General features: G+C 61.3%; 8 protein-coding genes. 7 read left to right on the plus strand and 1 reads right to left on the minus strand.

The window, feature by feature from the left end:
• Positions 1-265: 265 nt before the first annotated feature.
• Both rpoB and rpoC read left to right on the plus strand, forming a co-directional pair.
• A complete protein-coding gene (rpoB, locus tag ACKLNI_RS03975; RefSeq protein WP_413717725.1) occupies positions 266-4,432 on the plus strand; it encodes a DNA-directed RNA polymerase subunit beta in 4,167 nt (1,388 codons plus the stop codon).
• 52 nt (positions 4,433-4,484) lie between these two features.
• A complete protein-coding gene (gene rpoC, locus ACKLNI_RS03980; protein WP_413717726.1) occupies positions 4,485-8,729 on the plus strand; it encodes a DNA-directed RNA polymerase subunit beta' in 4,245 nt (1,414 codons plus the stop codon).
• Positions 8,730-8,800: 71 nt separating this feature from the next.
• On the opposite strand, the gene ACKLNI_RS03985 is transcribed toward rpoC, so the two are convergent.
• Positions 8,801-9,355, minus strand: a complete 555-nt coding sequence (locus tag ACKLNI_RS03985; protein ID WP_413717727.1) for a HupA family protein — start codon at positions 9,353-9,355, stop codon at positions 8,801-8,803.
• Positions 9,356-9,896: 541 nt separating this feature from the next.
• Here ACKLNI_RS03985 and ACKLNI_RS03990 point away from each other — a divergent pair.
• From ACKLNI_RS03990 to ACKLNI_RS04010, 5 genes are all read left to right on the plus strand, one after another.
• Positions 9,897-10,826, plus strand: a complete 930-nt coding sequence (locus ACKLNI_RS03990; RefSeq protein ID WP_413717728.1) for a DMT family transporter — start codon at positions 9,897-9,899, stop codon at positions 10,824-10,826.
• A 273-nt stretch (positions 10,827-11,099) separates the two neighbouring features.
• Entirely contained in the window at positions 11,100-11,471 is a 372-nt protein-coding gene (rpsL, locus tag ACKLNI_RS03995; RefSeq protein ID WP_049642094.1) for a 30S ribosomal protein S12, read from the plus strand.
• Positions 11,472-11,483: 12 nt separating this feature from the next.
• Positions 11,484-11,954 carry a 30S ribosomal protein S7 gene (gene rpsG, locus ACKLNI_RS04000; protein ID WP_413717729.1) on the plus strand — a complete coding sequence of 157 codons (471 nt, stop codon included), beginning with the start codon at positions 11,484-11,486 and terminating at the stop codon, positions 11,952-11,954.
• Positions 11,955-11,976: 22 nt separating this feature from the next.
• Positions 11,977-14,100: an elongation factor G gene (gene fusA / locus ACKLNI_RS04005; RefSeq protein WP_413717731.1), complete on the plus strand. Its 2,124-nt coding sequence runs from the start codon at positions 11,977-11,979 to the stop codon at positions 14,098-14,100.
• Between the two features lie 31 nt (positions 14,101-14,131).
• On the plus strand, positions 14,132-14,271 hold a 140-nt coding region (locus ACKLNI_RS04010), incomplete at its 3' end, for a GTP-binding protein (protein ID WP_413717734.1).

Consider the following 14,271-nt stretch of genomic DNA (forward strand, 5'->3'; position numbering starts at 1 on the left):
CCGGGCGCAGGTGCTTGAAACCGGGCGGTTGGCGCGCTAACTAACGCCTCGTGATTCGAGCAAGCGGCGGCAAATCGATCTAATTCGTCTTATGACAACCCTCTCAAAGCGGGACCAGTCCCGTTTTGACGGGGTCGTCTTCCGTTTCGGGCGAGGCTTCGTGGGAGAGGCCTCAGGTATGGAAGCGGAGCGATCCAAATCTGGAGCAGGCAGCGGACGCCCAGCCGTGCCTCTCCGTGATTAAAAAAACGGAGATCCGTCTTCCATGGCAACCACCTTTCTTGGTCAGAAACGCCTTCGTAAATACTACGGAAAAATTCGCGAAGTTCTGGAGATGCCGAACCTCATCGAGGTTCAGAAGTCTTCCTACGATCTATTTCTCAACTCGGGCGACCAGCCCCAGCCGCTGGACGGCGAGGGAATCATGGGCGTCTTCCAGTCGGTTTTCCCGATCAAGGATTTCAACGAGACCGCGGTGCTTGAATTCGTCAAGTACGAGCTGGAGAAGCCGAAATACGACGTCGAGGAATGTCAGCAGCGCGACATGACCTACAGCGCACCGCTGAAGGTTACCCTCCGTCTGATCGTGTTCGATATCGACGAGGACACGGGCGCCAAGTCGGTCAAGGACATCAAGGAGCAGGACGTCTTCATGGGCGACATGCCCCTGATGACCCCCAACGGCACGTTCATCGTGAACGGCACCGAGCGGGTCATCGTCTCGCAGATGCACCGTTCGCCGGGTGTGTTCTTCGACCATGACAAGGGCAAGACGCACGCTTCGGGCAAGCTGCTGTTCGCATGCCGCATCATTCCCTATCGCGGCTCGTGGCTGGATTTCGAATTCGATGCGAAAGACATTGTCTTCGCGCGCATCGACCGCCGCCGCAAGCTGCCGGTGACCACGCTTCTCTATGCCCTTGGCATGGATCAGGAAGCGATCATGGACGCCTACTACGAGACCGTTCAGTTCAAGCTGAAGAAGAACAAGGGTTGGGTGACCAAGTTCTTCCCCGAGCGTGTGCGTGGAACGCGCCCGACCTTCGATCTGGTCGATGCCAAGACCGGAGAAGTGATTGCCGAGGCCGGCAAGAAGGTGACGCCGCGCGCGGTCAAGAAACTGATCGACGAAGCCAAGGTGAGCGAGCTTCTGGTTCCGTTCGACAATATCGTCGGACGGTATGCCGCGAAGGACATCATCAACGAGGAAACCGGCGCGATCTATGTCGAGGCCGGCGATGAGCTGACCTGGGAAGTCGACAAGGATGGCGACGTGACCGGTGGCACGCTGAAAGAGCTGCTGGATGCCGGTATCACCGACATTCCGGTTCTGGACATCGATAACATCACGGTTGGGTCGTACATCCGGAACACCATGGCGAACGACAAGAACATGAACCGCGATGGCGCGCTCATGGATATCTATCGCGTCATGCGTCCGGGCGAGCCGCCCACCGTCGACGCCGCGTCGGCCCTGTTCGACACGTTGTTCTTCGATTCCGAACGTTACGATCTTTCCGCGGTAGGCCGCGTGAAGATGAACATGCGCCTCGACCTCGATGCCGAGGACACGGTTCGCACCCTGCGCAATGAAGATATCGTGGCCTGCGTGAAGGCGCTGGTCGAACTTCGTGACGGCAAGGGCGACATCGACGACATCGACCACCTCGGCAACCGCCGGGTGCGCTCGGTCGGCGAACTGATGGAAAACCAGTACCGCGTCGGCCTGCTGCGCATGGAGCGCGCGATCAAGGAGCGCATGTCCTCGGTCGAGATCGACACTGTGATGCCGCAGGACCTGATCAACGCGAAGCCCGCCGCGGCGGCGGTGCGCGAGTTCTTCGGCTCGTCGCAGCTGTCGCAATTCATGGACCAGACCAACCCGCTGTCCGAGGTGACCCACAAGCGGCGTCTGTCGGCCCTTGGGCCGGGCGGCCTGACGCGGGAACGCGCGGGCTTCGAGGTGCGCGACGTGCACCCGACGCACTACGGCCGGATGTGCCCGATCGAAACGCCGGAAGGCCCGAACATCGGTCTGATCAACTCGCTGGCGTCGTTCGCCCGCGTGAACAAGTACGGCTTCATCGAGACCCCTTACCGCAAGGTTAAGGACAGCACCGTCACCGACGATGTGGTCTATATGTCCGCGACCGAGGAGATGCGGCACGTGGTGGCTCAGGCCAACGCGAAGCTGGACGCCAAGGGCCGGTTCGAGAACGAGATGGTCAACACCCGTCAGGCCGGCGAATACACGCTGACGCCGACCGAGCAGGTGGACCTGATCGACGTGTCGCCGAAGCAGCTGGTTTCGGTTGCCGCCTCGCTGATCCCGTTCCTTGAAAACGACGACGCCAACCGCGCCCTAATGGGTTCGAACATGCAGCGTCAGGCCGTTCCTCTGCTGCAGGCGGAAGCTCCGCTGGTGGGCACAGGCATCGAGGGCAAGGTCGCCATCGACTCGGGTGCCGCCATCCAGGCCAAGCGCGCAGGTGTCGTGGACCAGGTTGACGCGCAGCGTATCGTTGTCCGCGCGACCGAAGACCTTGAGCCGGGCGATCCGGGCGTCGACATCTATCGTCTGCGCAAGTTCCAGCGTTCGAACCAGAACACCTGCATCAACCAGCGTCCGCTGGTGAAGGTGGGCGACGTGGTCGGCCGTGGCGAGGTCGTCGCCGACGGTCCGTCGACCGAGATGGGCGAACTGGCTCTGGGCAAGAACGTGGTCGTCGCGTTCATGCCGTGGAACGGTTACAACTACGAAGACTCGATCCTGATCTCCGAGCGCATCGTGCGTGACGACGTCTTTACCTCGATCCACATCGAGGAATTCGAAGTCGCCGCCCGTGACACGAAGCTTGGGCCGGAAGAGATCACCCGCGACATCCCGAACGTCGGCGAGGAAGCCCTGCGCAACCTCGACGAAGCGGGCATCGTGTATATCGGCGCCGAAGTGGGGCCGGGCGACATCCTCGTGGGCAAGATCACTCCGAAGGGCGAGAGCCCGATGACGCCGGAAGAAAAGCTTCTGCGCGCCATCTTCGGTGAAAAGGCGTCGGACGTGCGCGACACGTCGCTGCGCCTGCCGCCGGGCGATTTCGGTACGATCGTGGAAGTGCGCGTCTTCAACCGTCACGGCGTCGACAAGGACGAGCGTGCGCTGCAGATCGAGCGCGAGGAAGTCGAGCGTCTGGCCCGTGACCGGGACGACGAGCTGGCGATCCTCGAGCGCAACATCTATGCGCGTCTCCGCGACATGCTGATGGGCAAGGAAGCGGTGAAGGGTCCGAAGGGCGTGAAGCCCAAGACCAAGATCACCGAAGAACTTCTGGACGACGAGCTGTCACGCGGCCAGTGGTGGCAGCTTGCCATCGCTGACGAAAAGGACGCTCAGGCGATCGAGGCGCTGAACGCGCAGTACGAAGCGCAGAAGCGCGCCCTGGAGCACCGTTTCGAGGACAAGGTCGAGAAAGTCCGTCGGGGCGACGACCTGCCGCCGGGCGTGATGAAGATGGTCAAGGTCTTCGTCGCGGTGAAGCGCAAGCTTCAGCCGGGCGACAAGATGGCCGGCCGTCACGGCAACAAGGGCGTCATCTCGAAGGTGGTCCCGATGGAAGACATGCCGTTCCTCGCAGACGGCACGCCGGTCGACTTCGTTCTGAACCCGCTGGGCGTGCCGTCGCGCATGAACGTCGGTCAGATCCTTGAAACCCACATGGGTTGGGCATCGCGCGGTCTGGGTATCCAGATCGATGACGCTCTGGACGAGTATCGCCGCAAGGGCGACATGAAGCCGGTCAAGGATGCGTTGAAGTTTGCCTATGGCGAAGAGGTCTTCGACGAAGGCTTCCAGCCGATGGACGACGACCAGCTTCTGGAAGCCGCGCAGAACGCTACGCGCGGTGTGCCGATCGCGACCCCGGTCTTCGACGGTGCCAAGGAAGCGGATGTGAACGATGCGCTGGTGCGTGCCGGGTTCAGCCAGTCGGGCCAGTCCGACCTGTTCGACGGCCGTACGGGCGAAAAGTTCGCGCGTCCGGTGACCGTCGGCATCAAGTACCTGCTGAAGCTGCACCACCTGGTGGACGACAAGATCCACGCGCGTTCCACGGGCCCGTACAGCCTTGTCACGCAGCAGCCTCTGGGCGGTAAGGCCCAGTTCGGCGGCCAGCGTTTCGGGGAAATGGAAGTCTGGGCGCTGGAAGCTTATGGCGCGGCCTATACGCTGCAGGAGATGCTCACCGTCAAGTCGGACGACGTTGCAGGCCGGACCAAGGTCTATGAGTCGATCGTCAAGGGCGAGGACAACTTCGAAGCGGGCGTACCGGAAAGCTTCAATGTGCTTGTGAAAGAAGTCCGTGGCCTCGGCCTGAACATGGAACTCCTGGATGCGGTGGAGGACGACGGCGAAGACACGCCTTACGCCGCCGAATAACGGTGGGCCGTCACCGGCCCGCCTTTCCTCCCCGAGATATTAGGAATCGAAGATGAACCAGGAACTGACAACCAACCCGTTCAACCCGCTCGCCGCTCCGAAGACGTTCGACGAGATCAAGATCTCGCTTGCGTCACCGGAACGGATCCTCAGCTGGTCCTACGGTGAAATCAAGAAGCCCGAGACGATCAACTACCGCACGTTCAAGCCCGAGCGTGACGGTCTGTTCTGTGCCCGTATCTTCGGGCCGATCAAGGACTATGAATGCCTGTGCGGCAAGTACAAGCGCATGAAGTATCGCGGCGTTGTCTGCGAAAAGTGCGGTGTCGAAGTGACGCTCCAGAAGGTGCGCCGCGAGCGGATGGGCCATATCGAACTGGCCGCACCCGTCGCCCACATCTGGTTCCTGAAGTCGCTGCCGTCCCGCATCGGCCTGATGCTCGACATGACGCTGCGCGATCTGGAGCGGATCCTCTATTTCGAGAACTACGTGGTGATCGAGCCCGGCCTCACGGACCTGCAATACGGTCAGCTGATGACGGAAGAGGAGTACATGGACGCGCAGGATGCCTATGGCATGGACGCGTTCACGGCGAATATCGGCGCGGAAGCGATCCGCGAGATGCTGGCGGCCATCGACCTCGAAGCCGAGGCTGAGCAGCTGCGCGCCGATCTGGCCGAAGCCACCGGCGAACTGAAGCCGAAGAAGATCATCAAGCGTCTGAAGATTATCGAAAACTTCATCGAGTCGGGCAACCGTCCCGAGTGGATGGTTCTGACGGTGATCCCGGTCATTCCGCCGGAACTGCGTCCGCTGGTGCCGCTGGACGGCGGCCGCTTCGCGACGTCGGACCTGAACGATCTCTATCGCCGGGTCATCAACCGGAACAACCGTCTGAAGCGTCTGATCGAACTGCGCGCGCCGGACATCATCGTCCGGAACGAGAAGCGGATGCTTCAGGAATCGGTCGATGCCCTGTTCGACAACGGCCGTCGCGGCCGCGTCATCACGGGTGCCAACAAGCGCCCGCTGAAGTCGCTCTCTGACATGCTGAAGGGCAAGCAGGGCCGCTTCCGCCAGAACCTTCTGGGTAAGCGCGTCGACTTCTCGGGCCGTTCGGTCATCGTGACCGGACCCGAGCTCAAGCTGCATCAGTGTGGTCTGCCGAAGAAGATGGCCCTGGAACTCTTCAAGCCGTTCATCTACTCGCGGCTGGAAGCGAAGGGCCTGTCGTCGACGGTCAAGCAGGCGAAGAAGCTGGTTGAGAAAGAGCGTCCCGAGGTCTGGGACATCCTTGACGAGGTGATCCGCGAACACCCGGTTCTTCTGAACCGCGCTCCGACGCTGCACCGTCTTGGTATCCAGGCGTTCGAGCCGATTCTGATCGAAGGCAAGGCAATCCAGCTTCACCCGCTGGTCTGTTCGGCCTTCAACGCCGACTTTGACGGTGACCAGATGGCAGTGCACGTTCCGCTGAGCCTCGAAGCTCAGCTGGAAGCGCGCGTTCTGATGATGTCGACGAACAACGTTCTGTCGCCCGCCAACGGCGCGCCGATCATCGTGCCGTCGCAGGACATGATCCTTGGCCTCTATTACATCACGATGGAGCGCGAGGGCATGAAGGGCGAAGGCATGGTCTTTGCCGACCCCGACGAAGTTCAGCACGCGCTGGACGCCGGCGAGGTGCATCTGCATGCCAAGATCACGGCGCGTGTGAAGCAGATCGACGGCGAAGGTCAGGAAGTCTGGAAGCGGTATGAAACCACTCCGGGCCGCGTGAAGCTGGGCGCGATGCTGCCGCTGAACGCGAAGGCTCCGTTCGAACTGGTGAACCGCCTTCTGCGCAAGAAGGAAGTCCAGCAGGTCATCGACACGGTGTACCGCTATTGCGGTCAGAAAGAGTCGGTCATCTTCTGTGACCAGATCATGTCCATGGGCTTCAAGGAAGCGTTTCGCGCCGGCATCTCGTTCGGCAAGGACGACATGGTCATCCCGGAAGCCAAGTGGAAGATCGTCGATGACGTGCGCGAACAGGTCAAAGAGTTCGAGCAGCAGTACATGGACGGCCTGATCACCCAGGGCGAGAAGTACAACAAGGTGGTCGACGCCTGGTCGAAGTGCTCGGACGATGTCGCGAACGCGATGATGGAAGAGATCTCGGCCATGCGTAAGGACGATGCCGGCGCCGAAATGGAGCCGAACAGCGTCTACATGATGAGCCACTCGGGCGCCCGGGGTTCGCCGGCACAGATGAAGCAGCTTGGCGGTATGCGTGGCCTGATGGCCAAGCCGTCGGGTGAGATCATCGAAACGCCGATCATCTCGAACTTCAAGGAAGGCCTGACGGTGCTCGAGTACTTCAACTCGACGCACGGCGCCCGGAAGGGTCTGGCCGACACCGCGCTCAAGACGGCGAACTCGGGTTACCTGACCCGCCGCCTTGTGGACGTGGCTCAGGACTGCATCGTGCGCATGCATGACTGCGGCACCGAGAACGCGATCACGGCGGAACCGGCTGTCAACGATGGCGAGGTCGTCGCATCGCTTTCCGAGCGTATCCTCGGCCGTGTCGCAGGCGACGACGTTTTCGCGCCGGGCACCGAAGAGGTGCTGGTCGGCAAGGGTGAGCTGATCGATGAACGCAAGGCCGATGCGATCGAGCAGGCCGGAATTGCGTCGATCCGCATTCGTTCGCCGCTGACCTGCGAAGCGGAAGAAGGCGTTTGCGCCATGTGCTATGGACGTGACCTTGCACGCGGTACGCTGGTGAACCAGGGCGAAGCGGTCGGTATCATCGCCGCGCAGTCCATCGGTGAACCCGGCACGCAGCTGACGATGCGGACCTTCCACATCGGCGGTATCGCCCAGGGTGGCCAGCAGTCGTTCCTGGAAGCATCCCAGGAAGGCAAGGTCGTCTTCAAGAACGCCAACCTGCTGAAGAACGCCGCCGGCGAGAAGATCGTCATCGGCCGGAACATGCAGCTGACGATCGTGGACGAAAATGGTGTCGAGCGGGCCAGCCACAAGCTGGGCTATGGCACCAATGTGTTCCCGAGCGAGGGCGACAAGGTCTCTCGCGGCGACAAGCTGTTCGAGTGGGATCCGTACACCCTGCCGATCATCGCCGAAAAGGCCGGTTCCGCGAAGTTCGTCGACCTTATCTCGGGCATCTCCGTCCGTGACGAGACCGACGATGCGACGGGCATGACCCAGAAGATCGTGAGCGACTGGCGCGCGGCGCCGAGGGGCAGCGATCTGAAGCCGGAGATCATCCTCGTGGATGCCGACGGCGAACCGGTGCGGAACGATCAGGGCAACCCGATCACCTATCCGATGTCGGTGGACGCGATCCTTTCGATCGAGGAAGGCGCGGATGTACGGGCAGGCGACGTCGTCGCGCGTATCCCGCGTGAAGGCGCGAAGACGAAGGACATCACCGGCGGTCTGCCGCGTGTGGCCGAACTCTTCGAAGCACGCCGTCCGAAGGATCATGCGATCATCGCCGAGATCGACGGCTATGTGAAGTTCGGGCGCGACTACAAGAACAAGCGCCGGATCAGCATCGAGCCTGTCGACGAGTCGCTGGAGCCCGTCGAGTACATGGTGCCGAAGGGCAAGCACATCCCGGTTGTCGAAGGCGACTTCGTGCAAAAGGGTGACTACATCATGGACGGGAACCCGGCTCCCCATGACATCCTGTCCATCATGGGTGTCGAGGCGCTGGCGGACTACATGATCGACGAGGTGCAGGACGTCTATCGTCTTCAGGGCGTGAAGATCAACGACAAGCACATCGAAGTCATCGTGCGGCAGATGCTGCAGAAGTGGGAGATCGCCGACTCGGGTGAAACCACGCTTCTGAAGGGCGAGCATGTCGACAAGGCCGAATTCGACGCGGCGAACGAAAAGGCGCTGGCCGAAGGCCGGCGTCCGGCCCAGGGCGAGCCGATCCTTCTGGGGATCACCAAGGCATCGCTCCAGACCCGGTCGTTCATCTCGGCGGCTTCGTTCCAGGAGACGACGCGGGTGCTGACCGAAGCTTCGGTCCAGGGCAAGAAGGACAAGCTTGTCGGCCTGAAGGAAAACGTCATCGTCGGCCGCCTGATCCCGGCGGGCACGGGTGGCGCGACCCAGAAGGTGCGCCGCATCGCTGCCGAACGCGATCTGAAGGTCATTCAGGAAGCCCGCGCCGAGGCCGAAGCCGCCGCAGCGCTGGTCGCCCCCATGATGGACGACGTGATGGATGCGACCGACATCGACGCTGATCTGGTGGAGACACCGGAAAGCCGCGACTGAGGTCTCGCTCAATGACATCGAAAAGCCCCGCCGGTCGGTGGGGCTTTTTTATTGGCGGGCACCCCGGATTATCACTGGGCGTAGAATTCCAGTGATACTCCCGTCAGGCCGATGGACGAAGCGTCGAGCTCTATAGTTCCCGAAACCGCGTCGTAGAAGCCAAGATAGTCCCGGAACTGCCCAAACACCGTGACCGATGCCGTGCCGGTCTGGGAAATGCCGTCGACAATCGTGAGGTTGCCGCTGCCCAAGGCGGAAATCGTGGTTCCCGTGATCCATCCGGTAAAGGCGACGTCGCCGGATAAAGTCTGGTCCTCGACGCCTGCCACCCCTAGGACATTGATATTGCTCAGACCTCCTGCGACCGAGCTGCCGCCGAAATCGGCGGACAGCCCGAGGTTTCCCAGAACCGAGCCGCCGGCGCCAAGATTGCCGCCGAAAAAGCCCGAATAGGTGGCCGAGCCCGAACCGGGGAGGGCGACGCTGGCCGGACTGATAGCAATCGAGTTGAATGTCGCGGAAAGCGACGACAGTTCGTCGGAGTCGTAAACGGGGTCAAGCGGCAAGGCGGGTTGGCTGCAGGCGGCGAGTAGTAGAAACAGGGTAGCCAGGGTGCGGAAAGACATACGATCATCCTACTGAAACATCGGGCCCGCATAGACCAAATGGCTTTTCGTCCGCTTAACGGTGCCCGGCAGGAATTCAGATCATGCAAGTATCAATGCAGTCCGCTGCGCGTGGCGCTTCGAGGTGCGATGCAGTGATCGTATCCTTGCCCAGTAGCCTGGCGGTTAGCGTCGCGTATCGGGCGGTTCGTCGATCATCGAGACGATGTGGTCTCGTGGAATGCGTGGTTTACGGGAATTGCCAGTGCGTGAGTCAGGTTCTGGCGCCAAATTCGGTACGAGTTGCGCCGTCCCAGCATCAAGCAGTCTTCGGACATCATGTCCAAGCGTTCCGTTTCGGAGCGAATTCCGCCGGACCTGTCGGCGAGACTTCGGTCCTCGATCTTGATTCCGCTCGAAGCGACGCCAGTGTTTTCCCCATGCCTCGAACCGGTCCTGATTGCCGCGCGCCACTAAGTGTCTCGAGGGCACCATGCGGAGCCGGGGCGGTGTGGTCAACGTCGCAGGATTTGCTGGTCTAAGACCAGAAACTGTGAGACGGATGGCCCAGCAACTCCGTTTCGGGCTTCACATTTTGCCTCTCTCACCCAATGTCCGCGGCGCGCTTCTCATGACAGGGGCGATGGCTTCATTCACGATCAACGATACCTTTCTGAAACTGCTTGGCGCGGACCTTCCCCTGTTCCAGATTCTGTTTCTGCGCAGCGTCGGCGTCGTCGTTCTTTTGGGAGCCCTCGCGGTCTATACCGGGGCATTCCGGTTTCCGAGCTCGTCACCGGACCGCTGGCTGATCCTGATCCGCAGCGTTGCCGAGGCTGCCGCCGCGTGGTTCTTCATAACTGCCCTCTTCAATATGCCGATCGCGAACGTGTCGGCCATTCTTCAGGCGCTGCCGCTGACGGTAACTCTGGCGGCTGCCATTTTCCTGAAAGAGCCCGTCGGCTGGCGGCGTTTTCTGGCGATCGGGGTCGGCTTTGTCGGGGTCACGCTGATCGTGCGGCCCGGTGCCGAAGGGTTCACCGTCGATTCGCTGTTGGCGGTTGCATCGGTGCTGTGCGTCACCGTCCGGGATCTGACCGCGCGCCAACTTTCCCCGGAGGTGCCCACCATGACCGTTGCGCTGGGCACGGCAGTGATCGTCGGAGTGTTTGCCGGTGTCGGTTCCCTGTTCGTGGACTGGGCGCCGGTGACGCCCAAGCACTGGAACTATCTGTCAGCCGCTATCCTGATGGTGCTTTGCGGCTATATCTTCTCGGTCATGGCGATGCGGGTCGGCGAGATCGGCGCGGTTGCGCCGTTCAGGTATGCCAGCCTGATCGTAGCGCTTGTCGCGGGTTACTTCGTCTTCGGCGACTGGCCCGACGGCGTGACCATGATCGGGGCCGCGATCGTTGTCGCCACGGGCCTCTTCACGCTTTGGCGGGAGCGGTCCATTCGCAGGAGAGCGCCGGTTCCGCTTCGTATCCGCTAAGGCGTATCGGGGGCTGTTGACAGCCCTTCCGACTCTGTCTATACGGCGCCCACTCGGGCATGCGGGACCCAGACCTGCGCGCCTTCAACAGAACTGAAGTGGTCACGATCCGGGCCGAAAGGCTCCGATCCTCTGGATACCCACCGCGTGTTCCCCAGTAAGCGGGAACGCTGCGGTTCAACGCGTTTTCGTGGACGCACGGAGACGTAACCGACGAACCGGGGCAGGCTGCCCCACGAACATTAAGTGTTGCAACACGGGGAACGAGACCCAATGCCCACGATCCAACAGCTGATCCGGAAACCCCGGCAGCCGAAAGTCAAACGCTCGAAGTCGCTCCACCTGGAGTCCTGCCCTCAGAAACGGGGCGTCTGCACGCGCGTTTACACCACGACGCCGAAGAAGCCGAACTCGGCCATGCGGAAGGTTGCCAAGGTGCGCCTGACGAATGGTTTCGAGGTGATCAGCTACATCCCCGGTGAAAGCCACAACCTTCAGGAGCACTCGGTGGTTCTGATCCGTGGCGGCCGGGTGAAGGACCTTCCCGGTGTCCGTTATCACATCCTGCGCGGTGTCCTTGACACCCAAGGCGTCAAAGACCGTAAACAGCGTCGTTCGAAATACGGCGCCAAGCGTCCGAAGTAAGAGGAAGAACCGATGTCCCGTCGTCACGCTGCCGAAAAGCGCGAAGTTCTGCCCGACGCCAAGTATGGCGATCGGGTTCTGACCAAGTTCATGAACAACCTGATGGTCGACGGCAAGAAATCCGTCGCCGAGCGTATCGTCTACAATGCGTTCGACCGGGTTGAGAACCGCCTGAAGAAAGCCCCCGTCGAGGTCTTCCACGAGGCCCTCGACAACATCAAGCCGTCGGTCGAGGTTCGCTCGCGCCGGGTTGGTGGTGCGACCTACCAGGTTCCCGTCGAAGTTCGTCCCGAGCGCCGCGAAGCACTCGCGATCCGCTGGCTGATCGCCGCTGCGAAAGCGCGGAACGAGAACACGATGGAAGAGCGCCTTGCCGGTGAGCTTGCCGATGCCGTCAACGGCCGCGGTTCCGCTGTCAAGAAGCGCGAAGACACCCACAAGATGGCCGACGCCAACAAGGCGTTCAGCCACTACCGCTGGTAATCCGGATTTAAGGAGCAGGCAGATGGCCCGCGAATACCCCCTCTCGCGCTACCGTAACTTCGGAATCATGGCGCATATTGACGCCGGCAAGACGACGACGACCGAGCGTATTCTTTACTACACCGGCAAGTCCTACAAGATCGGTGAAGTGCACGACGGCGCCGCCACCATGGACTGGATGGAGCAGGAGCAGGAGCGTGGCATCACGATCACCTCGGCTGCGACCACGACCTTCTGGCAGTGGCAGGAAGATCCGTCCGCCGAAGGCACGTCGGACACGAAATTCCGCTTCAACATCATCGACACTCCGGGCCACGTCGACTTCACCATCGAAGTCGAGCGTTCGCTGGCCGTTCTTGACGGTGCCGTTGCTCTGCTTGACGGCAATGCGGGCGTTGAGCCCCAGACCGAAACCGTTTGGCGTCAGGCCGACCGCTACAAGGTTCCGCGCCTCGTTTTCGTCAACAAGATGGACAAGATTGGCGCTGACTTCTTCAACTGCGTGAAGATGATCAAGGATCGCACCGGCGCGACTCCGGTTCCGGTCAACTTCCCGATCGGTGCGGAAGACAAGCTGGAAGGCATCGTCGACCTGATCACCATGGAAGAGTGGGTCTGGAAGGGCGAAGACCTGGGTGCCTCCTGGGTACGCCAGCCGATCCGCGACGAGTTGAAGGATATTGCCGACGAGTGGCGCTCGACCCTGATCGAGAACGCCGTCGAGCAGGATGACGACGCGATGATGGCCTACCTCGAAGGCGAGGAGCCGGATGTCCCGACGCTTCGCAAGCTGGTACGGAAGGGCACGCTGAACCTGTCCTTCGTTCCGGTTCTTGGTGGCTCGGCCTTCAAGAACAAGGGTGTCCAGCCGCTTCTGAACGCGGTCGTCGACTTCCTGCCGGGTCCGCTTGATGTCCCTGCCTACGTCGGCTTCTCGCCGGACGACGAGACCGAAACCCGGAACATCGAGCGTCATGCCGATGACGCCGAGCCGTTCTCGGGTCTCGCGTTCAAGATCATGAACGACCCCTTCATGGGTTCGCTGACCTTCACCCGTGTCTACTCGGGCCACCTCAAGAAGGGCGACAGCGTCCTGAACTCGACGAAGGGCAAGAAAGAGCGCATCGGCCGGATGGTGATGATGCACTCCAACAAGCAGGAAGAAATCGAGGAAGCGTTTGCCGGCGACATCATCGCGCTGGCCGGCCTGAAGGACACGACCACCGGCGATACGCTCTGCGACAACGCCAAGCCGGTCGTTCTGGAAACCATGACCTTCCCCGATCCGGTCATCGAGATCGCCGTCGAGCCGAAAACCAAGGCTGACCAGGAGAAGATGTCCGCAGGTCTTCAGCGCCTTGCCGCCGAAGATCCGTCCTTCCGCGTCGAAACCGATCTGGAATCGGGGCAGACCATCATGAAGGGCATGGGCGAACTTCACCTCGACATTCTCGTCGATCGTCTGAAGCGCGAGTTCAAGGTTGAGGCGAACATCGGTGCGCCGCAGGTGGCCTATCGTGAGACTATCTCGAAAGAGGTCGAGCACACCTACACCCACAAGAAGCAGTCGGGTGGTTCGGGTCAGTTCGCCGAGGTCAAGCTGGTCATCTCTCCGACGGAGCCGGGCGAAGGCTATTCGTTCGAGTCCCGCATCGTCGGTGGCGCGGTGCCGAAGGAATACATCCCCGGCGTCGAAAAAGGCATCAAGTCGGTCATGGACTCTGGTCCGCTGGCCGGGTTCCCGGTGATCGACTTCAAGGTCGCTCTGGTCGACGGCAAGTTCCACGACGTGGACTCGTCGGTTCTGGCCTTCGAAATCGCGGCCCGCATGGGCATGCGCGAAGGCATGAAGAAAGCCGGTGCGAAGCTGCTCGAGCCGATCATGAAGGTCGAGGTCGTGACTCCGGAAGAGTATACCGGTGGCATCATCGGCGACCTGACCAGCCGTCGGGGCCAGGTGCAGGGGCAGGACACGCGGGGCAATGCCAACGTGATCAACGCCTATGTGCCGCTTGCGAACATGTTCGGCTACATCAACAACCTGCGCTCCATGTCCTCGGGCCGCGCGCAGTTCACGATGCAGTTCGACCATTACGAACCGGTTCCGCAGAACATCAGCGACGAAATTCAGGCGAAGTACGCGTAAGCGGCCGCCCATCGAGTAAAGGAGACCAGAGATGGCAAAGGCAAAGTTTGAGAGAACGAAACCGCACGTTAACATTGGCACGATTGGCCACGTTGACCATGGCAAGACGACGCTGACGGCTGCGATCACGAAGTATTTCGGCGAGTTCCGCGCGTATGACCAGATTGACGG

Origin of the sequence: Silicimonas lutimaris, assembly GCF_047314965.1 — a bacterium.
In the GTDB taxonomy this organism is placed as follows: domain Bacteria; phylum Pseudomonadota; class Alphaproteobacteria; order Rhodobacterales; family Rhodobacteraceae; genus JAVJUV01.